Below are 23,607 nucleotides of genomic sequence, written 5' to 3'. Positions count from 1 at the left end.
CTTGGGGTGTGGGGGGTGTCAGTTCCAGCTGGCCTGGGTGCCGCCGACGCGCTCGGCGGCGATGGTGTCCTGGTAGCCGCTCTCGGCGTAGGCCCGCATCGGGTTGCCGGGCAGCCCGCGCTCCTCGCGCCACGCTGCGAGGTCGGCGCGGACGTCGGTGTAGAACGCGTCCGTGAAGATCTCGTGCGCGCCGAGGACGTCGCCCTCGGCCTGGGCCTTGGTCAGCGCCTCGGTGTCGACGAGCAGCGCCCGGGCCGTCATCTCCTGCACGTTGAGGACCGACCGGATCTGCCCGGGGATCTTGTCCTCGATGTTGTGGCACTGGTCGAGCATGAACGCGACCTGGCTGTCGGGGCCGTACCCGCCGCCCCGGATGACCTCGAACATGATGCGGAACAGCTGGAAGGGGTCGGCCGACCCCACGATGAGGTCGTCGTCGGCGTAGAAGCGGCTGTTGAAGTCGAACGACCCGAGCTTCCCGAGGCGCAGCAGCTGCGCGACGATGAACTCGATGTTGGTGCCCGGCGCGTGGTGGCCGGTGTCGAGGCACACGAACGCCTTGTCGCCGAGGGCCTGCACCTGCACGTACGACGTGCCCCAGTCCGGGACGTCGGTGTGGTAGAACGCCGGCTCGAAGAACTTGTACTCCAGCACGAGGCGCTGGTCGTCGCCGATGCGGTCGTAGATCGTCGCGAGCGACTCGGCGAGGCGGTCCTGCCGGCCGCGGATGTCGCCCTGCCCGGCGTAGTTGGTGCCCTCGGCGAGCCAGATCTTGAGGTCGCGGGAGCCGGTCTGGTCCATGATGTCGATGCAGGCCAGGTGGTGGTCGATGGCCTTCTGGCGGATCGCGGCATCGGTGTGCGTCAGGGCGCCGAGCTTGTAGTCGTCGTCCTGGAACGTGTTGGAGTTGATCGTCCCGAGGCCGATGCCGAGGCCCTCGGCGTGGCGGCGCAGCGCGTCCCAGTCGTCGACCAGGTCCCACGGGATGTGCAGCGAGACGAGCGGCGCGAGCCCCGTGTGGCGGTTGACCTCGGCGGCGTCGGCGATCTTCTCCTCGACCGTGCGGGGGGTGCCGGCCGAGCCGAACACCTTGAAGCGGGTGCCGGAGTTGCCGTAGGCCCAGGACGGGACCTCGATGGCCTGTCCCTCGAGCTGCGCACTGATCGCGCTGAATGTCGTCATCGTCTGCTTCTCTCGTCTCGCGTCGCGGGGCGGCGCTTATTAAATCGATTCAATCACAGGTGGACCGAGGTCCGCCAGTACCGCTGTCAGTCGGGGAGCGACCCGAGCTGGTCCTCCAGGTGGAAGACCTCCTGGAGCTCCACGAAGCCCGTGTCGGGCGAGGCGTCGCCGAGGTCGACGAAGAACTCCGCCATCTCGGCCTGCCAGCGGCCGTTGACCTCGGTGCGCGCCATCGCGGCCTGCGCGTCCTCGAGCGAGGGGGTCTCGACGTAGCCGATCAGCAGGCCGTCCGGACGCAGGAAGAGCGAGTAGTTGTGCCAGCCGGAGTCGGCCAGGGCACGGAGCATGTCGGGCCACACCGCGGCGTGGCGCCGGGTGTACTCGTCGATCCGGTCGGGCTTGACCTGGAGCTGGAAGCAGACGCGACGCACGGTCGGACCTTTCACGCGGGAGGAAGGGAGGAGGGGACGCCCGGTCGGCGGAGTGAAGTCCGCCGACCGGACGCAGGGGGATGCCCGGCGGGCTCGACTCAGAAGTCGAAGTCGCCGATGTTGTCCTTCGTGAACTCGAACGGGTCGCCCAGCAGGACGGTGCTGTCGGCGCCGACGGTGTAGTCACCGAGCTTGCCGGCGGTGAACGTGTCACCCTCCTTGCCGGTGATGTCGCCGTCGACCAGCGCCTTGGCGGCGAAGGCGGCCAGGTAGCCGAGGTCCTCGGGGTTCCACAGCGCGAACGCGTCGACGGTCCCGTTCTCGACGTACTCGCGCATCTGGTTGGGCGTGCCGAGTCCCGTGACCTTGACCTTGCCCTTGAAGTCCGAGTCGGACACGTAGCGCGCCGCGGCGGCGATGCCGACCGTGGTGGGCGAGACGATGCCCTTGAGGTTCGGGTACTTCTGCAGCAGCGCCGACGTCTTGTCGAACGACGCCTGGTCGTCGTCGTCGCCGTAGACCGTGTCGACGACCTTGATGTTCGGGTGGCTCGCCGCGATCTCCTTCTTCATGAGGTCGATCCACTCGTTCTGGTTCGTCGCGTTGGCCGCGGCCGACAGGATCGCGATGTCACCCGCGTCGCCGATCTGCTCGGCGATCATCTTGACCTGCACCTTGGCGATGCCCTCGGCGCTGGCCTGGTTGATGAACAGGTCGCGGTACTCGGGATCGGTGTCGGAGTCGAACGTGACGACCTTGGTGCCGGCGTCGCGAGCCTCGTTGAGGGCGTCACCGATGGCCTTGGGGTCGTTCGCGGACACGACGAGCGCGCCGATGCCCTGCTGGGCGGCGGTGTTGATGAAGGGCACCTGTCCGTCCGGGGTCGCCTCCTGCGGGCCGACCTCGGAGAACTTTCCGCCGAACTCCTCGACGGCGGCCTTGCCACCCTTGTCGCTGGTGTCGAAGTACGGGTTGCCGAGGTTCTTGGGCAGGAAGGTGACCGAGAGGTCTCCTCCGCCGCCGCCCGAGCCGCCTCCGTCGCTGTCCGAACCGCCACCGCAGGCCGACAGGACGAGCGCAGCGCTGACGGCGAGGGCCGCGAGGGCGGTCGCCTTCTTGTTGCTGAACTTCATGAGTTGTTCCCTTCGTGGTGTGCTGACGCCTGCCGCTGCCGACGTTCAGGAGAGCCGTCGCTGGCCCTTCTCTTCATCCCAGCCGTCGTCCGAGCTACGAAGGTCAGGAAGCTGGTGGACATCACCGAGGCGATCAGGAGGATGCCGATGATGATGTTGATGACGTTCGCCGAGACGTCGTCCAGGCGCAGCGCGCTCTGGAGGACACCGATCAGCAGGACGCCTGCGAGGACGCCGTGCAGTGCGCCACGGCCTCCGAAGATCGACACCCCGCCGAGCAGCACGGCCGCGATGACCTGCAGCTCCATGCCCGTGGCGTTGTCGCCGCGGGAGCTGCCGAACCGGAGGGTGAAGTAGATGCCGGCGAACGCCGAGACCGCACCGGCCATGACGAACAGCCAGAACTTGGTGCGGGCGACGTTGACGCCCGAGAAGTGCGCCGCCTCGTCGTTCAGGCCGATGTCGAAGACACCGCGGCCGAACGGCGTGAAGTGCAGCAGCAGGACGAACAGGATGACGAGCACCAGGATCGGGATGACGATCACGGGGTAGCTGCTGTCGCCGATGCGGTCCTTGGCCAGGTCGGTCCACTTCTCGGGGAAGTCGGTGATCGCGGTGGTGCCGAGCAGCCCGACCGCGAGTCCGCGGTAGAGCGCGAGCGTGCCGATCGTCACCGCCAGCGAGGGCAGGCCGACGTACGCGACGAGGAAGCCGTTGAAGGCCCCGCACAGGACGCCCACGAGGATCGCGACCAGCGCGGCCATCGGGATCGACATGCCGCCCTGGTGCAGGTCGCCGACCAGGACGCTGCTGAGTCCGACCACGCTGGCGACCGACAGGTCGATCTCGCCGGTGATGATGACCAGCGTCATGGGCAGCGCGATGAGCAGGATCGGCGCGACGTCGAGCAGCAGGTAGTAGATCGTCAGCGGACCGTCGAAGTTCGGGATCTCGCTGCGCGAGTAGAAGAACACGATCAGCAGCAGGGCGATGACGGCGAACTCGCGCGTCAGCAGCACGCGCTGCCACAGGGCCTTGGCGTAGGACGGGTAGGTTCGGTCCGCCTGGGCGCGGGGGGTGTCGGTGGTGGTCATGAGTCGTCCCTCGCCTCGATGAGCTTGCGTGATCGTCGGATCGCGAGCACCCGGTCCAGGACGATCGCGGCGATGATGAGCGCGCCGACGACGGCGCGCTGCCAGAAGTCCTGCACCCCGAGGATCGGGAGCGCGCGGTTGATGGTGATGAGGAGCCAGGCGCCGATCGCGGCGCCCCAGACGGTGCCGCTGCCACCGAAGATCGCGACGCCGCCGATCACGGCCGCTCCCACGGCCTGCAGCTCGATGCCCGTGCCGGCGCTCGAGCTGATCGTGCCGTAGCGGGCCGCGTAGACGACGCCGGCCAGGCCCGCCAGGGCACCGCACAGCACGAAGGCCCCGATGACCCGCTTGCGCACGTTCAGCCCGTAGAGGTGGGCGGCGTCCGGGTCGGACCCGATCGCGTACAGCTCGCGCCCACCCCTCGCGGTGCGCAGGTAGTAGCCGACCGCCACCAGGACCACGACGGCGATGATCGTCAGGACCGGAATCGTCAGGATCGTCTTGGTGCCGAGCGCCAGGAAGCCGCTGGGCATGTCGGAGGCGTTGATGCGGTCGCTGCCGGCCCACTCGAGCACGATGCCGCGGTAGATGTACATCGTGCCGAGCGTGATGACCAGGGCGGGCACCTTGCCGAGCGCGACGAGCAGCCCGTTGACCAGACCCAGCAGGGCGCCGGCGGCGATCCCGATCAGGAACACCACGACGACCGGGATGCCCGGGTTGTCGACGAACAGCCGCCCGGTCAGGTAGGCCGTGAGGGCCAGGGTCGAGCCGACCGACAGGTCGACGCTGCGGGTGATGATCACGACGGCCTGGCCGACCGCGAGCAGCAGCAGGATCGACGGTGCCAGGAGCAGGTCGCGCCAGCTGTCGCTGCTGAACAGGAAGCTGCTGCGCTGGCTCGTGGCGGCCAGGACGACGACGACCAGCACCAGGGCGATCGCCGACTCGCGCGAGGTCAGGATCGTCGAGACCGCGCGCTGCGCCGCGCTGCGGCGGCTCGGCTCGACGAGGGTCGTGGTGCTCATGAAGCGGCTCCGATGGTGTTCGTGGCGGCGGTCATGACGCTCTCGGGCGTCGCGTCCGCACGGTCGATGTCGGCGGTGATGCGGCCCTCGCAGACGACGAGGACGCGGTCGGCCATGCCCAGGACCTCGGGCAGCTCCGACGAGATCATCAGGATCGCCATGCCCTGGCCCGCGAGCTCGGAGATCAGGCGGTGGACCTCGGACTTCGTGCCGACGTCGATGCCGCGGGTCGGCTCGTCGATGATCAGCAGCGAGGGGTCGGTCGCGAGCCACTTGGCGATGACGACCTTCTGCTGGTTGCCGCCGCTCATCGTCGTGGCGTGCATGTCGAGGGCGTTGGTCTTGACCTCGAGGCGTCCGGACCACGGGCCGGCCGCCCTGTTCTCGGCCGACCGGGTGATCAGGCCGAGCCTCGACAGCTTCGTCCTGATGACCGCGGCGACGTTGTGCGCCACCGAGGCCTCCGTGACGAGCCCCTGCTGACGGCGGTCCTCGGGGACGAAGCCCATGCCGGCCCGGATCGCGGCACGCGGGCTCCTGGGCCGGACGGCGGTGCCGTTCAGCGTCACGGTGCCCGCGTCGTAGCCGTCGACGCCGAAGACCGCACGGGCGATCTCGCTGCGTCCTGCGCCGACGAGGCCCGCGAGGGCCACGATCTCGCCGGAGCGCACCTCGAAGCTCACGTCGTGGAAGACGCCGGCGGACTCCAGGCCCGCGACCTGCAGGACCGGCTCGCCGATCGTCGCGGGCGTCTTGGGGAACAGCTCGGCGACCTCGCGACCCACCATCTTGGAGACGATGGCGGCCGGCGTGGTCTCGGCGATCGCGTCGGTCGAGACGTACTCGCCGTCGCGCATGACCGTGACGGTGTCGCAGAGGTCGAAGACCTCCTCGAAGCGGTGCGAGATGAACACCAGGGCGCGACCCTCGTCGCGCAGGCTGCGCGCGACGGCGAACAGCCGGTCGACCTCGACGCCGCTCAGGGCCGCCGTCGGCTCGTCCATGATCAGGACGCTGGCGTCCAGCGAGATGGCCTTGGCGATCTCGATGATCTGCTGGTCGGCGATCGACAGGCCCTCGGCGAGGCGGCGGGGGTCGAGGCTGACCCCGAGACGCGAGAACAGCGCCGTGGCCTCCTCGTGCATCGCCTTGCGGTCGATGCGGCGTCCGGCGCCGACGGGCTGGCGTCCCATGAACAGGTTCTCGGTGACCGACAGGTCGGGGAAGAGGGTCGGCTCCTGGTAGATCACGGCGATGCCCGCGTCCTTCGAGGCCGCGGTCGACGAGAAGTCGACGCTCTCGCCGTGCAGGAGGAAGTCACCGCCGTCGCGCTGGTACAGGCCGGCGACGATCTTGACGAGCGTCGACTTGCCGGCGCCGTTCTCCCCCACGAGGGCGTGGATCGAGCCCGAGCAGACCGTCAGGCTCCCCGACCTCAGGGCCATCACCGGCCCGAACGACTTGCGCACCTGCACGAGCTGCAGGGCGACGGCACCGTTCGCGTTCATACGTTCTCCGAGTCTCGATTTGAATCGTTTTAATACGACCCGGGAGACTGTATGACGGGGGTCACAGATTCGTCAACCCTCGATGTTGGATCGTGTTAATCTGCTCGTCATGCCAGTGGCCCAGGTGCGCGACGTCGCGGCGCGAGCCGGCGTCTCGCCCGCCACGGTGTCCAATGCGCTGAACCATCCGACCAAGGTGTCGCCCGCGACGCTCGCCCGCATCCAGGCCGCCATCGACGAGCTGGGCTACATCCGCAACGACGCGGCGCGCCAGCTGCGGGCCGGCACCAACCGGGCCATCGGCATGATCGTGCTCGACATCGCGAACCCCTTCTTCACCGACGTGGCCCGGGGCGTCGAGGACGTCCTGCTGGGCCAGCAGCGTCCGCTCATCATGGGCAACTCCTCGCAGGAGGAGCACCGCGAGGCGAACTACCTCGACCTGTTCGAGCAGCAGCGCATGGACGGGGTGCTCATCACGCCGACCGGCGACGTGCTCGACCGCCTGCGTCGCCTGCGCGACCGCGGCACGAGCGTCGTGCTGGTCGACCGCATGACCCGCGCCACCGAGTTCTCGTCGGTCTCGATCGACGACGCGACGGGGGGCCGGATCGCCACCGAGCACCTCCTCGAGACCGGACGACGGCGCATCGCCTTCATCGGCGGGCCCGCCGGCCTCGCCCAGGTCGCCAACCGCCTGTCCGCGGCCCGGGCGGCGGCCGAGGCGCACGGCAGCGGCGAGATCATCTACACCGAGACCGATGCCATGAATGCCGAGGCCGGCCGCACCGGTGTCGACCGGCTGCTCGACCTGCCGCCCTCGCAACGCCCCGACGCGGTCTTCGCGGCCAACGACCTCGTGGCCCTCGGGGTGCTGCAGGCCCTCACCCTGCGGGGCGTCCGCGTCCCCGACGACATCGCGATCGTCGGGTACGACGACATCGACTTCGCCTCGTCGGCGGCGATCCCCCTCACGTCCGTGCGCCAGCCCGCCCACCAGATGGGCTCGACCGCCGCGACGATGCTGGTCGACGTCATCGCCGATCCCGCGGCCTCGACGGTCCGCCACATCACCTTGATGCCCGAGCTCGTGGTCCGCCGCTCGTCCCAGTCGTCCTGAGCGACACGGCCGACCCGGTCCGTTGCCCCCCGCGCGAACGGGGTACTCATGACGTCATGCGCATCTTCTTCACGGGCGGCAGCGGCAAGGCCGGCCGACACGTCGTCTCCCACCTCGCCGAGCAGGGCCACCAGGTCCTCAACGCCGACCTGACACCGCTGGGCCACGCGGGCGTCTCCGACCTCACGGTCGACCTCACCGACGCGGGCGACGTCTACTCGGCCCTCGCGGGACTGGCGAACCTCGACGAGCTCGAGCTCGACGCCGTGCCGTCGTACGACGCCGTCGTGCACTTCGCCGCGATCCCGCGCATCGGGCTCAAGACCGACGCCGCCACCTACGCCACCAACATCCTCAGCACCTACCACGTGCTCGAGGCCGCGACCCGCCTCGGCATCCCCAAGATCGTGTTCGCGTCGTCCGAGACGACCTACGGCATCTGCTTCGCGCAGGGCGAGCGCAAGCCGCTGTACGTGCCGGTCGACGAGGAGCACCCGACCGTCCCGGAGGACTCGTACGCGATGTCGAAGGTCGCGAGCGAGACGACGGCCCGCTCGTTCCAGGCCCGCACCGGCTCCGACGTCTACGGCCTGCGCATCAACAACGTCATCGAGCCCCACGAGTACGCCGAGCTGTTCCCGCCGTTCCTCGAGGACCCGTCGCAGCGCCGGCGCAACGTGTTCGCGTACATCGACACCCGCGACCTGGGCCAGATGGTGCAGCGCTGCCTCGAGACCGACGGCCTGGGCTACGAGGTCTTCAACGTCGCGAACGCCGACATGTCGGTCGCCGCGACGACCCAGGAGGTCATCGACGAGTTCTACGAGGGCGTCGAGGTGCGCCGCGAGATGGGGCGCGACGAGACGTTCTACTCGATCGACAAGGCGCGCGACCTGCTCGGCTTCGACCCGCAGCACTCGTGGCGCGACGTCCTCGCCGATCCGCGGGGAGCGGATCGGCCGCAGCAGACGTAAAGTCGTCCTACCCCTGCGGCGTGAGGAGGCTCCATGACCATCAGCAACCTGACGCGGTCGCAGCACCTCGAGGCCCTGGGGTCGGCCGCGCCCGTCTTCGGCGGGCGCCGGCAGTGGCTGGGCTACGTCGGCGAGACGACCGGTTTCGGCTCGCTCGAGCTGGCGGGATGCTCGCCGCGACGCGTCACGCTCGTCCGTCCGGGTGACGCCGAGGCGCTGCGTGAGCACCACCGCCTGGTGCGCACCGGCCGTCTCGCGCCGGCGTGGCCCCGCCGGCCGATGGGTCCCGGCCGCGTCCACGTCGTCGACCACGAGGAGCTGCTGCGCACGCGCGCCGACGCCCACGACTCGTGGCTCGTCGCAGCGCAGGCCGTCGCGCGGCCGTGCCGCACCGACGACGAGATGGACCGTCTCGTCGGCGACCCGCTGCGCCACGTGCTGTGGGCGGGTCGCGAGCAGCTGGGCTCCCCCGACGTCGTGGGCGCGCTGGCCGAGCTGCGCCGGGCCGCCGACGAGCTGGCGACGGAGCGCGCCGCCCACCGCGCAGCGGTCGAGCGGATGGCGGGCCGTCACGACCTCGACGCGATCCGCCTCGAGATCCGGACGCTCGCGGAGCTGCGCGCGGAGTGGGACGCCGTCACCGCACCCGACGGCCGCCTTCGAGCCTGACGACGACGTCGGCCGCCTCGATCGCGGTGTCGTCGTGCGTGACGCACGCGACCGCGGCCCCCGAGCGTGCGGCGGCCGCGAGCAGCTGCCGGGTGCGATCGCGGCTGGCGGCGTCAAGCCCGGCGGCAGGCTCGTCGAGCAGGAGGACGCGAGCCTCGCGGGCGATCCCCTGCGCCAGCAGCGCCCGCTGGCGCTGACCGCCCGAGAGCGTCGAGAACGGCCGCGCCGCGAGGTCGGCCAGGTCGACCTCGTGCAGCGCCGACTCGACCCGCGACCGCCGCTCCCGGCGCCCCGAGCGGGTCCGCCAGGTGCCCATCGCGACGACGTCGCGCACCGTGACGGGCAGGGAGTCGGGCACCTCCGGCCTCTGCACGACGAGGGCGACGTCGTCGGCGCACTCGACCGTCCCCCGCTGCGGCGTGCGGACGCCCGCGAGCACCTCGACGAGCGTCGACTTGCCGGCGCCGTTGGGCCCCGCGATGGCGGTCACGGCGCCCCATGACAGGTCGACGTCGAGGTCGTGCAGCACGGTGTGGGCGCCGAACGAGACGCGGAGACCGCGTGCGCGCAGGGCCGGTGGGCTCGTCATGCCGATCACCCTAACCGATTTGATAATGATTCTCACTTCCGTATACGGTCCTCGGCGTGCCCTGGCTGACAGAACCCTTCACCGCCGACTTCGTGCTGCGCGCCCTCGTCGGCGGCGGGCTCGCCGCGGTCATCTGCGGCGTCGTCGGGACGTGGGTCGTGATCCGCGGCATGGCGTTCCTCGGCGAGGCGATCGGCCACGGCATGCTCCCCGGCGTCGCACTCGCGACCGTCGTCGGAGCACCCGTGATGCTCGGCGGCGCCGTCAGCGCCGTCGCGATGAGCGGCCTGGTCGGCGTGCTGCAGCGCCGCGGACGGCTGTCGTACGACACCAGCATCGGCCTGCTGTTCGTCGCGATGCTCTCGCTGGGCGTCATCATCGTGTCGCACTCCCGCAGCTACGCCACCGACGCGACCGCGATCCTGTTCGGCGACGTCCTCGCGATCGACGAGGCCGATCTCGTGGCCCTGCTGGTCGCGGCAGCGGTCGCGGTGGTCGTGACGGCGACGCTGCACCGCTCGTTCGTCGCGGCGGCGTTCGACCGTCGCGTCGCCGCGACCCTCGGGCTGCGGCCCCAGCTGGCCCAGCTCGCCCTCGTGGCGCTGGTGACCCTGGCCGTCGTCTCGTCCTACCAGGCCGTGGGCTCGCTGCTGGTCGTCGGCCTGCTGCTCGCGCCGTCCGTCGCCGCCACGCCGTGGACGACCAGCATCCCCACCCGCATGGTCGCCGCCGTGGGCTTCGGCTGGCTCGCGGTGCTGATCGGGCTGCTGTGCTCATGGCACGCCGACACCGCGGCGGGAGCGTCGATCGCCGCCGCCGCGATCGCCCTGGCGGCGCTCTCGTCCCTCGTCGCGCAGACCCGCACCCGCCCAGGAAGGCCCTCATGACCCGCCACTCCCCCGTCCACCCGACGCGTCTGGCCGCGGCGGCGATCGCGCTCGCGACGCTCGCCGCGTGCTCGACCACCTCCGAGCCCCGGGGGCCGTCCGCCCCCGCCGGTCACGGAGCGGTCGACGGAGCGGCCGAGGTCGCCGAGCCCCAGCTGCACCTCGTCGCGATCGACGCCGACGGCTCCGCGTCGATGCTCGACCTGCTGACCGACCAGCGCACCGGCCTCGAGCCCGTCCGCCCGGCGGCCACGGTGGCGAGCGACGGGCGCTACGTCTTCTCGGTCGACGACTCCGGGGTCGACGTCGTCGACAGCGGCGTCTGGACGTGGGACCACGCCGATCACTTCCACTACTACCGGGCCGAGCCGCGCGCCGTCGGACGGGTCGACGGCTCGGGCACCGCCGCGGTGTCGACCGGCATGCTGTCGACCGCCGGCGGCACGGGCCTGTTCTTCCCCGCGTCCGGCGAGGCGGTGCTGCTCGACAACGCGGCGCTGGCCCACGGGCGGGTGGAGGAGACGTTCCGGCTCGAGGTCGGGGCGCACGACGGGCTCGTCGCGCCGCTCGGCGACGGCGCCGTCGTCAGCCAGCCGGACGGCCGAATGCGCGTCGTCGACGCGCAGGGCACGACGATCGGCGGCACCGCGTGCACCGGGGCGTCCGGCACCATCACGACCCGGGTCGGTCTCGTCGTCGGCTGCCAGGACGGTGCCGTGCTCGCGACGCTCGACGGCGACGACCCCGTGCTCGAGCGCATCGCCTACCCGGCCGGCGCGGCCGCACCTGCGACGACGTTCGCCGCCCGCAAGGGACGCCCGACCGTCGCGGGCATCGGCGACGGGTCGGGCATCTGGCTGCTCGACACCCGCGAGCGGTCGTGGCAGTGGATCGAGACCAGCACGCCGGTCGTCGCGGCCTCGGCCGTCGACGACGCCGACGCCCACGTCGTCGCCGTGGGCGACGACGGGACCGTGCAGGTGTACGACGCGCCGTCGGGCGAGCAGCTCGCCACGAGCGAGCCGGTCCTCGCGTCCACGCTGGCCGATCCGGCCCTCGAGCGCGGAGTGTCGCTGTCGGTCGACGCCCAGCGCGCCTACGTCAACGCCTCCGCCGACGGCGTCGTCCACGAGATCGACTACGCCGACGGGGCACGGGTGGCCCGCTCGCTGAGGACGTCCACGCGTCCGGTGCACGTCGCGGAGACCGGCCGATGAGGCGCGCGGCGGCCGCGATCGCGGCGGCGCTGGCCCTGTCGGCGTGCACCGAGGTCGGCGGATCCGACCGCCCGCAGGTCGTGGTCACGACGAACATCCTCGGCGACGTCGTCGAGCAGGTGCTGGGCGACCAGGTCGACGTCACGGTGCTGATGCCGCCGAACTCCGATCCGCACTCGTCCCAGATCTCGGCGCGGCAGGCCGCGACGATGGGCGACGCCGACCTCGTCGTCTCGAACGGTCTCGGCCTCGAGGAGGGGCTCCAGCGACACCTCGACCGGGCCGCCGACGCCGGTGCCCCGATGCTCGTGGCGGGCGACGAGGTCGACGTCGTCCCCTACGCGTCCGGCGACGCCGAGGGCGCGCCCGATCCGCACTTCTGGACCGACCCCGCCGCGATGGTCGACGTCGTCGACGCCCTCGAGGAGAAGGCCGCCGACATCGACGGCATCGACCTCGACCGGCTGGAGCGCGACGCGACCGCCTACCGCACCGAGCTCGCCGATCTCGACGCCGACATGACGTCCGCCTTCGCCGCGATCCCGCCCGAGCGCCGCGCCCTCGTGACCAACCACCACGTCTTCGGCTACCTCGCCGAACGCTTCGACGTCCGCGTCGTGGGTGCCGTCATCCCGGGCGGGACGACCCTCGCCGCGCCCAGCGCCGCCGACCTGCGCGACCTCGGCGAGGCCATCTCGGCCTCCGGCGTGTCGACGATCTTCGCCGAGTCGTCGCAGCCCGACCGGCTCGTGCAGGTGCTGGCCGACGAGGCGCGCGTCGACGTCGACGTCGTCGAGCTCTTCACCGAGTCGCTGACCGAGAAGGGCGGCGGCGCCGCGACGTACCTGCAGATGATGCGCGCCAACACCGACCGGATCTCCGCCGGACTCACCGGCTGAACCACCAGGACCCACCACCCAGAAAGAGGTCACCCATGTTCCGACGCACCACCCTCACCGCCGTCGCGGGGCTCGCCCTGCTCGTCACGGGCTGCGCAACCGGCGAGAAGCGGGAGGCGGCCACCACCGGACGCGTCGCCGTCTCGACGCCCGGCGGCATCGCCGTCCTCGACCCGACGACGCTCGACGTCGTCGACACGTTCACGACCGAGGAGTTCACCCGTCTCAACGCCGCCGGCGACGGCCGCCACGTCTTCGTCACGACGTCGAAGGGCTTCCAGCTCCTCGACACCGCGGCTCCCGAGCTGACGGACACGACCGTGGCCGCGACCGCCGCGGGCCACGTCGTCCGGCACGCCGACAAGACGGTGCTGTTCGACGACGGCACCGGCACGACGACGGTCCTCGAGACCGACGACCTCACGAAGCCCGTCGGCACCCACACCGCACCGGCCGCCCATCACGGCGTGTCGATCGTGCTCGAGGACGGCACGCTGCTGACCACCAAGGGCGACGAGACCGCGCGGTCCGGAGCCGTCGCGATGCGGGAGGAGGACGGCGACTGGACCGAGACCGCCACGAGCGACCAGTGCCCCGGAATCCACGGCGAGGGCACCGCCCAGGGCGAGGCCGTCGTCTTCGGCTGCGAGGACGGGGCCCTGCTCTACTCGGGCGGCACGTTCGAGAAGCTCGACGCGCCGGACGAGTTCGGCCGCATGGGCAACGCGTACGTCTCCGAGACCAGCCCGATCGTCGTCGGCGACTACAAGACCGACCCCGACGCCGAGGGCTACCTGCTCAACTCGGTCGCGCTGATCGACACGCAGGAGAAGTCGCTCGACGTCGTCGACCTGCCCGACGAGGTCCAGTACACGTTCCGCGACGTCGCCCGTGGGCCCGGCGACCGCGCGTACATCCTCTCGACCGACGGCAACATCCACGTGCTGGAGCCGACGACCGGCGAGATCGTCGACGAGTTCCCGGTCGTCCAGCCGTGGGAGGGTCCCGTCGAGTGGCAGGACGCCCACCCGGCGATCAGCGTCGACGGTGACGTCGCCTACGTGACCGAGCCGGCGACGAGCTCGGTGCACGCAGTCGACCTGACGACCGGCGAGGTCACCGCGACCACGCAGCTCGACGCCGTCCCCAACGAGATCGCCGTGGCGCTCGGCTAGGCCGTGGCCGACACCGTCCACGACAGGTGGGAGGTGTAGGTCTGCCCGGGCCGGAGCTCCGCCGAGGGCCACTCGGGGTGGTTCGGCGAGTCGGGGAACGTCTGCGGCTCGAGCGCGATGCCGTCGCCCTGGCGGAGCAGGACCCCGGACGTCGACCGGCGCTGCCCGTCGAGGAAGTTGCCGGTGTAGACCTGCAGGCCCGGCTGGTCGGACGTCAGCTCGAGCCGGGTGCGGGTCGTCGGGCAGTCGAGCTGCGCGACGACCCGCGAGCCCGATCCGTCGAGCACGTAGTTGTGGTCGATGCCCGACGCCGCCACGACCTGCGGGTGGGCCGACCGCACGGCCTCGCCGACGACGGTGGGCTCGCGCAGGTCGAACGGCGTGCCCGCGACCGCCGCGTGGTCGCCCTCGGGGATGCCGGCGTCGTCGACCGGCGTGTACCGCTCGGCGGCGACGCGCAGCAGGTGCTCGTCGGCGGTGCCGGCGCCCTCGCCGGCGAGGTTGAAGTAGACGTGGCTCGTCATGTTGACGACGGTCGCCGCCGAGGTGGTGGCGGTCATGACGACGTCGACACGGTCGTCGACCACCGTGAACGTCACGGTCGCGCGCACCTCGCCCGGGAACCCCTGGTCTCCGTCGGGGCTCGTCAGCGCGAGCTCGACCGACGTGTCGTCGTGACGCTCGATGCTCCAGGTGCGGCGGTCGAAGCCGTCGGGACCGCCGTGCAGGGAGTGGCCGCGGTCGTTCGTGCCGACCTCGTGCCCGACACCGTCGAGCTCGAAGCGGCCGTCGGCGATGCGGTTGGCGTAGCGGCCGATCGTGCCGCCGATGTAGAAGGTGGAGTCGAGGTGCTCCTGGGGCGTCGGGTGGCCCAGCACGACGTTGCGGCGCACGCCGTCGCCGCCCGTCACGTCGAGCCGGTGCACCGTCGCCCCCAGGTCGAGCACCTGCAGCTCGATGCCCGGCGCCCTGCCGATCGTCACGACCTGCACGTCGCGGCCGTCGTCCAGCTGTCCCACCGTCTCGACTGTCATGCCCCGAGTCTGTCCTAGGCTCGCGACATGCCCGCGACCTGGCCCCTGACCACCGAGCGGCTCGCGCTGCGTCCCGTCGAGCCGGACGACTTCGACGCGATCTGGTCGTACCGCAGCCGCCCGGACGTCCGGCGCTGGCTGGGCGGCTCGCTCGACCGCGACGAGGTGCGACAGCGCTTCCTCGAGCCCGAGGACCGCCGCACCCTGCTGGTCGTGCTTCACGAGGGCGACGTCGTCGGCGACCTGATGCTGATCGTGCAGGACGCGTGGTCGCAGCGCGAGGCCGTCGAGCAGGCCCGCGCCTCGGTGGGCCTGCTCGGCTGGGCGATGCACCCCGACGCCGGCGGCCGCGGGCTCGCGACCGAGGCGGTGCGCGAGCTCGTGCGGCACGCCTTCGACGACGTCGGGGTGCGACGCGTCGTCGCCGAGTGCTTCGCCGACAACGAGCCGTCGTGGCGCCTCATGGAGCGCATCGGGATGCGCCGCGAGGCCCACCACGTCCTCGACTCGATGCACCGCGACCTCGGCTGGCAGGACGAGTACGTCTACGCCCTGCTGGCCGAGGAGCGGCGCTGACCGACCGTCAGGCGGCGCCGAACGTCGACGCGTCGATGACGAAGCGGTAGCGGACGTCCGAGGCGAGCACGCGCTCGTACGCCTCGTTGATCGCGGAGGCGTCGATGACCTCGATCTCGGAGCCGATGCCGTGCTCGCCGCAGAAGTCGAGCATCTCCTGCGTCTCGGCGATGCCGCCGATCATGGAGCCGGCGACCGACTTGCGGCCCTGGATCAGCGACATCGCGCTGATCTCGATGGGCTTCGGCGGGGCGCCGACGTTGACGAGCGTCCCGCCGACGGCCAGCAGGCCCAGGTAGTCGTTGAAGTCGACCGAGGCGCTGACGGTGTTGACGATCAGGTCGAAGCGGGCCGCGAGCTGGTCGAACGTGTCGGGGTCGCTCGTCGCGAAGTAGCTGTCGGCGCCGAGACGCAGACCGTCCTCCTGCTTCTTGAGCGACTGCGACAGCACCGTGACCTCGGCGCCGAGCGCGTGGGCGATCTTGACGGCCATGTGGCCGAGGCCGCCGAGGCCGACGACCGCGACCTTCTTGCCGGGGCCGGCGCCCCAGTGCCGCAGCGGCGAGTACGTCGTGATGCCGGCGCACAGCAGCGGCGCGGCGGCGGCGAGGTCGATGCCGTCCGGCACCGAGAGGACGTAGTCGGCGTCGACGACGACGTGGGTCGAGTAGCCGCCCTGCGTGATGGTGCCGTCGACGTCGGTCGCGCCGTACGTGCCGATCATGCCCTTGACGCAGAACTGCTCGTCGCCACCCGTGCAGCTGGCGCACTCGCCGCACGAGTTGACCATGCAGCCGACGCCGACGTGGTCGCCGACGGCGTGACGGGTGACGTCCGAGCCGATCTCGGTGACGGTGCCGACGATCTCGTGGCCGGGGGCCAGCGGGTACTGCTGCGGGCCCCAGTCACCCTGCACGGTGTGGATGTCGGAGTGGCAGATGCCGGCGAACGCGATCTCGATCAGGACGTCGTTGGCACCGACGTCGCGGCGCTCGATCTCGAGGGGGGCGAGGGGCTCGCCGGCGGCGGGGGCGGCATAGGCGTTGACGCGCATGGAGGTCGTCCTTCGGTGTCGGGGAGGCGGGACGCGGTGGCGTCCGCCCTCTCCATGCAACACGGACCCGCCGCGTCCCGCAGCCCGAGCGGCGCACGACGTCACCCTTGTCACACGGGTCAGCCGCCGCGACGGACGTCCCGGGGCGTGAGGCCCCACCACCGCCGGCAGGCCCGGCTCAGCACCGCCTGCTCCGAGAAGCCCAGCAGGCCCGCGACCTGGCTGAGCGGCAGGTCGGTCGTGACGAGGTAGCGGCGCGCGGCGTCGCGGCGCACGTCGTCGAGGACGGCCGCGAACGTCGTCCCCTCGCCGGCGAGCCGGCGCTGCAGGGTGCGCGGGTGCAGGTCGAGCAGCCGCGCCACCGCGTCGATGCCGGGGGCACTCGTGCCGAGCAGCTGCTGCAGGGCGCCGCGCGTCCGCGACGTCAGCAGCACGTCGCCGGCGGGCGACTGGCGGGCCAGGAAGTCGAGGGCCATCTGCCGCACGGTCTCGTCGCGCACCGCGAGCGGCAGGTCGCCGAGGCTCGACGGCAGCCGCAGCAGGGCAGCCGGACGCCCGAACCGCACCTGCACGCCGAAGAACTCCTCGTAGACGGCGCGCGGCGCGAGCGGCTGGTGCGGCAGGTCGACCGTGCGCAGCCCGTACGAGCCGCCCACCAGCGAGACGATCGCGCGGTGCAGCGAGCCGAGGCTGACGTCGGTGCCCTGCCGCGGCGGGTCGATCCCCGCCGGCGTGACGTCGTACCGCAGCGCCTCGACGCCGCGGACGCCGTCGGGATCGGGCTGCAGCCAGATGCGCATGCCCGGCGCGTGCACGAACAGGTAGCGCGAGGTCGCCTCCAGCGCGTCGCCGACCGATGGCGCGTTCTGGATCGCGAGGGCCAGCGGGCCCAGCAGCGAGACGTCCTGCCGTCCCGCGATCCGCAGACCGAGGTCGGGGCAGTGCAGCTCGGCGGCGGCGATCTCGAGCACCCGGGCGAGGGCGACGTCCTCGACCAGCACGTCGTCGGCGTCGAGCGCGGCGACGGGCACGCCGGCTCGTCGCGCGATGTCGGCGGGGTCGCCGCCGAGCTCCTCGACCACGTCGCGGAACCCCCGGATGCCGGCGGAACGGATGACGGGCATGTCGTCAAAGATCAAACAGTTGTCGTCCGAAGTCAAGTTTCGCGCGGGTCGCAGGAGCAGACTGGACGCATGACTTCTTCCGACGCCACCGCCCTGCCGCTGCCCCAGCACGTCGACGTCGTCGTCGTCGGCGCCGGCCTGTCCGGCATCGGGGCCGGCTACCGGCTCCAGACCGAGTGCCCCGAGAAGAGCTACCTGATCCTCGAGTCGCGCGACACGATGGGCGGCACGTGGGACCTCTTCCGCTACCCGGGCGTGCGCTCCGACAGCGACATGTTCACGCTCGGCTACCAGTTCAAGCCGTGGCGCGACGCCAAGTCGATCGCCGACGGACCGACGATCCTCGAGTACATCCGCGAGACGGCCGACGAGTTCGGCATCGACGAGCACATCCGGTACGGCACCAAGGTCGTGTCGGCCGACTTCTCGACCACCGACTCGCGGTGGACGCTGACGCTGTCGCGCGACGGCGTCGAGTCGACCATGACGTGCGGCTTCCTCTACTCGTGCGCCGGCTACTACGACTACGACGACACGTACCGTCCCGAGTTCCCCGGCATCGACGACTTCGCCGGCGAGGTCGTGCACCCGCAGTACTGGCCCGAGGAGCTCGACTACGCCGGCAAGCGCGTCGTCGTGATCGGCAGCGGCGCGACGGCCGTGACGCTCATCCCGTCCATGACGAAGGACGGCGAGCAGTCGGGCCGCGCCGCGCACGTCACGATGCTGCAGCGCAGCCCCACGTGGATCAGCGCCGTCCCGAGTCGCGACAAGAAGGCCGACTGGCTGCGCGACCACCTGCCCGCCGACGTCGCCCACACCCTGATCCGCTCGAAGAACATCGCGTTCGGCACGGCGTTCTACCAGTTCTGCCGCCGCCGTCCGCAGCAGGCGCGCAAGATCCTGCTGGGCCTGACGACCAAGATCCTCAAGGACGAGCAGATGGTCGCCGACCACTTCACGCCGTCGTACGACCCGTGGGACCAGCGCCTGTGCGCCGTCCCGAGCGGCGACCTGTTCAAGAGCCTCAAGAACGGCGACGCCGAGATCGTGACCGACACGATCGACTCGTTCGTCCCCGACGGCATCCGCCTGACGTCGGGCCGCGTGCTCGAGGCGGACGTCGTCGTCACCGCGACGGGCCTCAAGCTGCTGGCCTTCGGCGGCATCAAGCCCCAGGTCGACGGCGTGACCGTCCCGCTGTCGGAGCAGTTCGTGTGGCAGGGCGCCATGATGACCGGCGTGCCGAACTTCGCGGTCTGCATCGGCTACACCAACGCGTCGTGGACGCTGCGGGCCGACCTGTCGCACCGCCTCGTGTGCAAGGTGCTGGGCTGGATGGACGAGAAGGGCTACGCGGCCGTGGCGCCGCGCCCCGACCGCCCCCTGACCGAGCGCCCCCTGCTCGACCTCGCGGCCGGCTACGTCCAGCGCTCGATCGACTCGTTCCCGCGGCAGGGCGACAGCGGACCGTGGCGCGTCCGCCAGAACTACGTGCTCGACTCGCTGACGACGATGCGCACCGACCTCGGCAAGACGCTCGCCCCCGTCACGCCGGTCGAGGCCCGCGTCGAGGCCGCCTCGTGAGCGCCGGCACGATGCGCGCCCAGCGCCTCGACACCGCGACACTGACGTTCGAGGTCACCGACGTCCCGATCCCCACCCCGGGACCGGGCGAGGTGCTGGTCAAGGTCGCGTTCTGCGGCATCTGCCACTCCGACCTGTCGCTGCTCGACGGCACGTTCCCGGCGATGGGGCCCCAGGTCGTCACGCAGGGTCACGAGGCCTCGGGCTGGATCGCGGAGATCGGCGAGGACGTCGTCGGGTGGTCGGTCGGCGACCGGGTCGTGCCCGCTTCCGGACGGCCGTGCGGGCAGTGCCACCAGTGCCTGCGGGCCGACTACGGCCACTGCACGGCGCTGCAGCTGATGGCGTTCGCGTACGACGGTGCATGGGCCGAGTACACCGTCGCCCAGGCCCTGGGGCTGACCCGCATCCCCGACAACGTCTCGATGGAGCAGGCCGCGATCCTGGCCGACGCCGTGTCGACCCCGTACGGCGCGGTGGTGCACACCGGCCAGGTGCGGGTCGGCGAGTCGGTCGGCGTCTGGGGAGCCGGCGGCGTCGGCACCCACGTCGTCCAGCTGGCCCGCCTGGTCGGCGCGAGCCCGATCGTCGCGATCGACCTCGACGAGACCGTGCGGCAGCGGGCCCTCGACCTGGGCGCCGACCTCGCGCTCGACTCGCGCGACCCCGAGCTCGCCGCGAAGATCCTCGAGATCACGGGCGGGGTGGGTCTCGACGTCGCCTTCGACGCCGTCGGCCTGAAGGTCACCTTCGACCAGGCGATGGCCTCGCTCGGCAACGGCGGACGCCTCGTCGGCGTCGGCATGAGCGACGAGGAGTGGGGCCTCGGCGCCAGCGTGTGGTTCAACCTGAGCCGCAAGCAGGTGCTCGGCCACCTGGGCTACGAGCTCGCCGACATCGGCACGCTCGCCCGCCTCGTCTCGACCGGCCGCCTCGACCTGAGCCGCTCGATCAGCGGCATCGTCCCGCTCGAGGACGTCACCGAGGGCATCCGCATCCTGCACGAGCGCGAGGGGAGCCCCGTCCGCATCCTGGTCCAGCCCTAGGACGGGGCACCCCGGTGCCGCTCAGATGACGACGAGCTCCTCGGCGTGCTCGAACGGCGTCTCGTCGCCCTCGTCGGTCGCGGCGGGACGCTGCTTGGTGACGAGCACCAGCGACAGCACGGCAGCCAAGATCAGCGCGCCGAGGCCCCAGGTGAATGCGACCGTGTAGCCGTGCACCAGGCCCTCGGGCGTCTGGGCGACGCCGTTGGCGGTGATGTAGCCCGCGGTGGCCGACGCCGCGATGGTGTTGAGCAGGGCCGTGCCGAGCGATCCGCCGACCTGCTGCGTCGTGTTGACCAGGGCGCTGGCCACGCCGGCGTCGTGGTCCTCGACGCCCACGAGCGCGGTGCTCGAGAGGGCGACGAAGGCCAGACCCATGCCGATGCTCATGACGATCTGCGCGGGCAGGACGACGGCGAGGTAGCTGTCGTCGACCGTGATCTGCGTGAACAGCGCCATGCCGATCGCGGCCATGACCGTGCCGCCGACCATCAGCGGACGCGGTCCGACGCGGGGCAGGAAGCCGCTCGCCACGCCGGCGCCGATCACGACGCCGACGCTGAACGGCAGGAACGCGAGCCCCGACTTCACGGCGGAGTACTGGAGCGTGCCCTGCATGTAGTAGACGAGGAACAGGAACATCCCGAACAGCGCGAGGCCCAGCAGCAGCGAGACGAGGAACGCGGCGGCGCGGTTGCGCTCGGTGAACACGCGCGGCGGCAGCAGCGGCTCGGCCGTGTTCATCTCGATCACGACGAAGGCGACCAGCAGGACGACCGCCGCGACGAGCAGCGAGATCGTGCCGGCCGAGGACCAGCCGTCCTCGGACGCCATGGTGAACCCGTAGACGAGGGCGCCGAGACCCAGGGTGCTCGTGACGACGCCGGGGATGTCGTAGCGGGCCTTGCCCTCGGCGCGGCTCTCGCGCACGAGCAGGTAGGCGGCGACCGCCGTCGCGATCGCGATGGGGGTGTTGACGAGCAGCGTCCAGCGCCACGACGCGTACTCGGTCAGCACGCCGCCGAGGATCAGTCCGAGCGCGGCGCCACCGCCGGAGATGCCGCCGTAGACGCCGAACGCCTTGGCACGCTCCTTGGGCTCGGTGAACGTGACGGTGATGAGCGACAGGGCCGCGGGAGCCATGAGCGCGGCGAACGCACCCTGCAGCGCGCGGGCGCCGAACAGCTCGATCTGGTTCTGCGCGAGGCCGCCGACCGCCGAGGCGATGCCGAAGCCCACCAGGCCGATGATGAAGGCGCGCTTGCGGCCGACGAAGTCGGCGACGCGGCCGCCGAGCAGGAGCAGGCCGCCGAACGCCAAGGCGTAGGCCGTCACGACCCACTGGCGGTTGGCGTCGGAGATGCCGAGCGCCTCCTGGGCGGACGGGAGGGCGATGTTCACGATGCTGGCGTCCAGCACCACCATCAGCTGCGCGACCGCGATGACGACGAGCGCCAGCCATCGCCGCGGGTCGACGTCCGTGGACGTCGTGGAGAGAGGAGAGGTCATGTCCACACCGTACGATTCGAGATCGTCCGAGTCGAGATGATCTGAGTGTGACTAATCCGACGTTGACCATGTTGCTGCGAGGGGATATCGTCCGGGCATGGGAGCAGTGCAGGCCGATCGGACGACGACCAAGCCGATGACGGCGTGCGAGAGCTTCCCGGACGACCTCACGATCCTGCTGCACGCGGCCGTCAACCAGGTCACGATCTACCTCGACCGCGCAGCCGTCGAGATGGGTCTCAACGACGCCCGTGACTGGCTCGTGCTGGCGGCCCTCGACGACGGCCAGCAGCGCACGCAGCTCGAGCTGAGCCGCGTGGTGTGCGTCGACAAGACGACGCTGATCACGGTGCTCGACCGCCTCGAGAAGCAGGAGCTCGTCGTCCGCACCGTCGACCCCTCCGACCGTCGCGTCCGCATCCCGCAGATCACCGATGCCGGCCGACGCGTCTACGCGACGTTCGCGGTCGCCCGCGACGAGGCCGAGGCCCGCGCGCTCGACGGCGTGAGCGCCGGCGACCGGGCCGTGCTGGTCGACATCCTCGGCCGCATCGCGCGCGGTCCCGACGCCGACGTCCCCGCGTCCTGACCGCACACCTGGTCGTCGGCCACCCCGCCGGCCCGACGTGGCCGGCGGTCGCCGAGCTGACCGTGCCGGCCCTGCTGCTGCGGGCGGCGGACGCCCCGTGGCGCGAGCTCGTGCACGTCTACGTCCCGCACGGGCCGACCGTCGCATTCACCCGCCGCGACACCCGCTCGCCGGGCATCGCGCGCGCCGCGGCGATCGCGCACGACGCGGGCTTCGCGACCGCGGTCCGCTCCCCCGGCGGCCGGATGGTCGCGTACGACGAGGGCGCCGTCGTGGTCGACCACGTCGACGGCCGCGACTCGTTCGCCCTCAACGCCGACCACCACGCCCGGGTGCTGAGGTCGCTCGGCGTCGACGCGCGCGTCGGCGAGGTCGAGGGCGAGTACTGCCCCGGTGAGTTCAGCGTCAACGTCGGCGGACGGTTCAAGGTCGTCGGCTCGGCCCAGCGCATCACGCCGACCGGCTCGCTGTTCAGCACCGTCGTGCAGGTCGCGACGTCCGACCGGGTGCACGACGTGATCGTCGCGGTCTCGGAGGCCCTGGGCTACGACCTGCAGGAGTCGACGATCGGCGGACTGAGGGACGTGCGGTCCGACCTGACCCCCGCACAGGTCGCCGCCGCCCTCGCGGACGACTACCGGCAGCGCCTGGGCACGACCGACGAGCCACTCGACCCGTGGGTGGCAGGGCTGGCAGCCGAGGCGGCCGAGGCCCCGCCCACGGACGTCCCGTTCGACGTCGACGCCTGGGCTCGGGCCGCGGCTACTTCGTCGTGACGACCTGCACGTGGCACGTGCCGCCCTCGGCGGCGACGGGGATCTTGACGATCTCGAACGTCGTCGACCCGCCCGCCTTGACCTTCGGCACCTGCTTCGTCACGGCGGACTGCGGCGTCGCCGCCGGCAGGCCGACGTTGACCGTCACCTGGAACGTCACGGGCGCCTTGGTGTCGTTGGCCAGCGCGCCCGTCGCGGTGTAGGTGCCGGTGCCGTCGGCCTCGCAGCGGAAGTCCGACAGCGCCTCCGGCACGGGGGTGCCGGTCGGCGGCGGATTGGTCGGCGCGCCCGCGGCCGGCGCAGGTGTGGTCGCCTGGCCGGCAGGCTCCGACGATCCGCCGCTGCACGCCCCCAGGACGAGCAGGAGTGCCACCGCCGCGAATCGCATGGGGCCATCCCATCA

General features: G+C 71.5%; 24 protein-coding genes. 12 read left to right on the top strand and 12 right to left on the bottom strand.

Annotated features, from left to right (window positions below):
* Window positions 1-18: 18 nt before the first annotated feature.
* From rhaI to ASD10_RS04375, 6 genes are all read right to left on the bottom strand, one after another.
* On the bottom strand, window positions 19-1,182 hold the full coding sequence (rhaI, locus tag ASD10_RS04400; protein ID WP_056605196.1) for an L-rhamnose isomerase: 1,164 nt from the start codon (window positions 1,180-1,182) through the stop codon (window positions 19-21).
* An 86-nt stretch (window positions 1,183-1,268) separates the two neighbouring features.
* Window positions 1,269-1,613 (bottom strand): L-rhamnose mutarotase, encoded by a 345-nt coding sequence (locus ASD10_RS04395; protein WP_056605193.1) that lies wholly within the window; start codon window positions 1,611-1,613, stop codon window positions 1,269-1,271.
* 98 nt (window positions 1,614-1,711) lie between these two features.
* Entirely contained in the window at window positions 1,712-2,746 is a 1,035-nt protein-coding gene (rhaS, locus tag ASD10_RS04390) for a rhamnose ABC transporter substrate-binding protein (RefSeq protein ID WP_056605190.1), read from the bottom strand.
* Window positions 2,743-3,840, bottom strand: a complete 1,098-nt coding sequence (locus ASD10_RS04385) for an ABC transporter permease (RefSeq protein WP_056605187.1) — start codon at window positions 3,838-3,840, stop codon at window positions 2,743-2,745. The genes rhaS and ASD10_RS04385 overlap by 4 nt, the downstream gene beginning before the upstream one ends.
* Complete coding sequence (locus tag ASD10_RS04380; protein ID WP_056605184.1) at window positions 3,837-4,871, bottom strand: ABC transporter permease; 1,035 nt, start codon at window positions 4,869-4,871, stop codon at window positions 3,837-3,839. The genes ASD10_RS04385 and ASD10_RS04380 overlap by 4 nt, the downstream gene beginning before the upstream one ends.
* The gene (locus ASD10_RS04375; protein ID WP_056605181.1) at window positions 4,868-6,379 is read right to left on the bottom strand and encodes a sugar ABC transporter ATP-binding protein; all 1,512 of its coding nucleotides are present in this window, start codon (window positions 6,377-6,379) and stop codon (window positions 4,868-4,870) included. The genes ASD10_RS04380 and ASD10_RS04375 overlap by 4 nt, the downstream gene beginning before the upstream one ends.
* Window positions 6,380-6,488: 109 nt before the next feature.
* Between ASD10_RS04375 and ASD10_RS04370 the strand changes: the two genes are divergently transcribed.
* Genes ASD10_RS04370 through ASD10_RS04360 form a run of 3 tightly spaced genes read left to right on the top strand, consistent with a single transcriptional unit; the run spans window position 6,489 to window position 9,142 of the window.
* Window positions 6,489-7,499 carry a LacI family DNA-binding transcriptional regulator gene (locus ASD10_RS04370; protein WP_056605178.1) on the top strand — a complete coding sequence of 337 codons (1,011 nt, stop codon included), beginning with the start codon at window positions 6,489-6,491 and terminating at the stop codon, window positions 7,497-7,499.
* Between the two features lie 56 nt (window positions 7,500-7,555).
* On the top strand, window positions 7,556-8,473 hold the full coding sequence (locus ASD10_RS04365) for an NAD(P)-dependent oxidoreductase (protein ID WP_056605175.1): 918 nt from the start codon (window positions 7,556-7,558) through the stop codon (window positions 8,471-8,473).
* Between the two features lie 33 nt (window positions 8,474-8,506).
* Window positions 8,507-9,142 carry a hypothetical protein gene (locus ASD10_RS04360; RefSeq protein WP_056605171.1) on the top strand — a complete coding sequence of 212 codons (636 nt, stop codon included), beginning with the start codon at window positions 8,507-8,509 and terminating at the stop codon, window positions 9,140-9,142.
* Here ASD10_RS04360 and aztA read toward each other — a convergent pair.
* Window positions 9,111-9,731, bottom strand: coding sequence for a zinc ABC transporter ATP-binding protein AztA (gene aztA, locus ASD10_RS04355; RefSeq protein ID WP_082556252.1), 621 nt, complete (start codon window positions 9,729-9,731; stop codon window positions 9,111-9,113). The two genes, ASD10_RS04360 and aztA, sit on opposite strands and share 32 nt — an antisense overlap.
* Before the next feature lie 56 nt (window positions 9,732-9,787).
* Between aztA and aztB the strand changes: the two genes are divergently transcribed.
* The 4 genes from aztB to aztD are packed head-to-tail and all read left to right on the top strand — an operon-like array spanning window position 9,788 to window position 13,909.
* Window positions 9,788-10,618, top strand: coding sequence for a zinc ABC transporter permease AztB (gene aztB, locus ASD10_RS04350; protein ID WP_056605166.1), 831 nt, complete (start codon window positions 9,788-9,790; stop codon window positions 10,616-10,618).
* Window positions 10,615-11,835, top strand: coding sequence for a hypothetical protein (locus tag ASD10_RS04345; protein WP_056605163.1), 1,221 nt, complete (start codon window positions 10,615-10,617; stop codon window positions 11,833-11,835). Before aztB ends, ASD10_RS04345 begins: the two co-directional genes overlap by 4 nt.
* A complete protein-coding gene (gene aztC / locus ASD10_RS04340) occupies window positions 11,832-12,734 on the top strand; it encodes a zinc ABC transporter substrate-binding protein AztC (RefSeq protein ID WP_056605159.1) in 903 nt (300 codons plus the stop codon). Before ASD10_RS04345 ends, aztC begins: the two co-directional genes overlap by 4 nt.
* A 35-nt stretch (window positions 12,735-12,769) precedes the next feature.
* The gene (gene aztD, locus ASD10_RS04335; protein WP_056605156.1) at window positions 12,770-13,909 is read left to right on the top strand and encodes a zinc metallochaperone AztD; all 1,140 of its coding nucleotides are present in this window, start codon (window positions 12,770-12,772) and stop codon (window positions 13,907-13,909) included.
* On the opposite strand, the gene ASD10_RS04330 is transcribed toward aztD, so the two are convergent.
* Window positions 13,906-14,943, bottom strand: coding sequence for an aldose epimerase family protein (locus ASD10_RS04330; protein ID WP_056605152.1), 1,038 nt, complete (start codon window positions 14,941-14,943; stop codon window positions 13,906-13,908). The two genes, aztD and ASD10_RS04330, sit on opposite strands and share 4 nt — an antisense overlap.
* 27 nt (window positions 14,944-14,970) lie before the next feature.
* On the opposite strand from ASD10_RS04330, the gene ASD10_RS04325 reads away from it, so the two are divergent.
* Window positions 14,971-15,519: a GNAT family N-acetyltransferase gene (locus tag ASD10_RS04325; RefSeq protein ID WP_056605149.1), complete on the top strand. Its 549-nt coding sequence runs from the start codon at window positions 14,971-14,973 to the stop codon at window positions 15,517-15,519.
* A gap of 7 nt (window positions 15,520-15,526) precedes the next feature.
* Here ASD10_RS04325 and ASD10_RS04320 read toward each other — a convergent pair whose 3' ends face one another.
* Window positions 15,527-16,573, bottom strand: a complete 1,047-nt coding sequence (locus tag ASD10_RS04320) for an NAD(P)-dependent alcohol dehydrogenase (protein ID WP_056605146.1) — start codon at window positions 16,571-16,573, stop codon at window positions 15,527-15,529.
* A gap of 119 nt (window positions 16,574-16,692) precedes the next feature.
* The gene (locus tag ASD10_RS04315) at window positions 16,693-17,697 is read right to left on the bottom strand and encodes an AraC family transcriptional regulator (protein WP_056605143.1); all 1,005 of its coding nucleotides are present in this window, start codon (window positions 17,695-17,697) and stop codon (window positions 16,693-16,695) included.
* Window positions 17,698-17,766: 69 nt separating this feature from the next.
* Between ASD10_RS04315 and ASD10_RS04310 the strand changes: the two genes are divergently transcribed.
* Complete coding sequence (locus ASD10_RS04310) at window positions 17,767-19,284, top strand: NAD(P)/FAD-dependent oxidoreductase (protein WP_056605140.1); 1,518 nt, start codon at window positions 17,767-17,769, stop codon at window positions 19,282-19,284.
* A gap of 11 nt (window positions 19,285-19,295) precedes the next feature.
* Window positions 19,296-20,330 carry a zinc-binding dehydrogenase gene (locus tag ASD10_RS04305; protein WP_056609877.1) on the top strand — a complete coding sequence of 345 codons (1,035 nt, stop codon included), beginning with the start codon at window positions 19,296-19,298 and terminating at the stop codon, window positions 20,328-20,330.
* A 21-nt stretch (window positions 20,331-20,351) separates the two neighbouring features.
* On the opposite strand, the gene ASD10_RS04300 is transcribed toward ASD10_RS04305, so the two are convergent.
* A complete protein-coding gene (locus tag ASD10_RS04300; protein WP_082556251.1) occupies window positions 20,352-21,839 on the bottom strand; it encodes an MFS transporter in 1,488 nt (495 codons plus the stop codon).
* 97 nt (window positions 21,840-21,936) lie between these two features.
* Here ASD10_RS04300 and ASD10_RS04295 point away from each other — a divergent pair, with 97 nt between their 5' ends.
* Both ASD10_RS04295 and ASD10_RS04290 read left to right on the top strand, forming a co-directional pair.
* A complete protein-coding gene (locus ASD10_RS04295) occupies window positions 21,937-22,428 on the top strand; it encodes a MarR family winged helix-turn-helix transcriptional regulator (protein WP_157432452.1) in 492 nt (163 codons plus the stop codon).
* 62 nt (window positions 22,429-22,490) lie between these two features.
* Complete coding sequence (locus ASD10_RS04290) at window positions 22,491-23,204, top strand: lipoate--protein ligase family protein (RefSeq protein WP_056605138.1); 714 nt, start codon at window positions 22,491-22,493, stop codon at window positions 23,202-23,204.
* Here the strand turns inward: ASD10_RS04290 and ASD10_RS04285 are convergent.
* Window positions 23,191-23,592 carry a hypothetical protein gene (locus ASD10_RS04285; protein WP_056605135.1) on the bottom strand — a complete coding sequence of 134 codons (402 nt, stop codon included), beginning with the start codon at window positions 23,590-23,592 and terminating at the stop codon, window positions 23,191-23,193. The genes ASD10_RS04290 and ASD10_RS04285 overlap by 14 nt on opposite strands.
* Window positions 23,593-23,607 lie beyond the last annotated feature (15 nt).

The organism is Aeromicrobium sp. Root472D3 (assembly GCF_001426485.1).
In the GTDB taxonomy this organism is placed as follows: domain Bacteria; phylum Actinomycetota; class Actinomycetes; order Propionibacteriales; family Nocardioidaceae; genus Aeromicrobium.
This window is presented reverse-complemented; position numbering and strand designations above follow the sequence as displayed.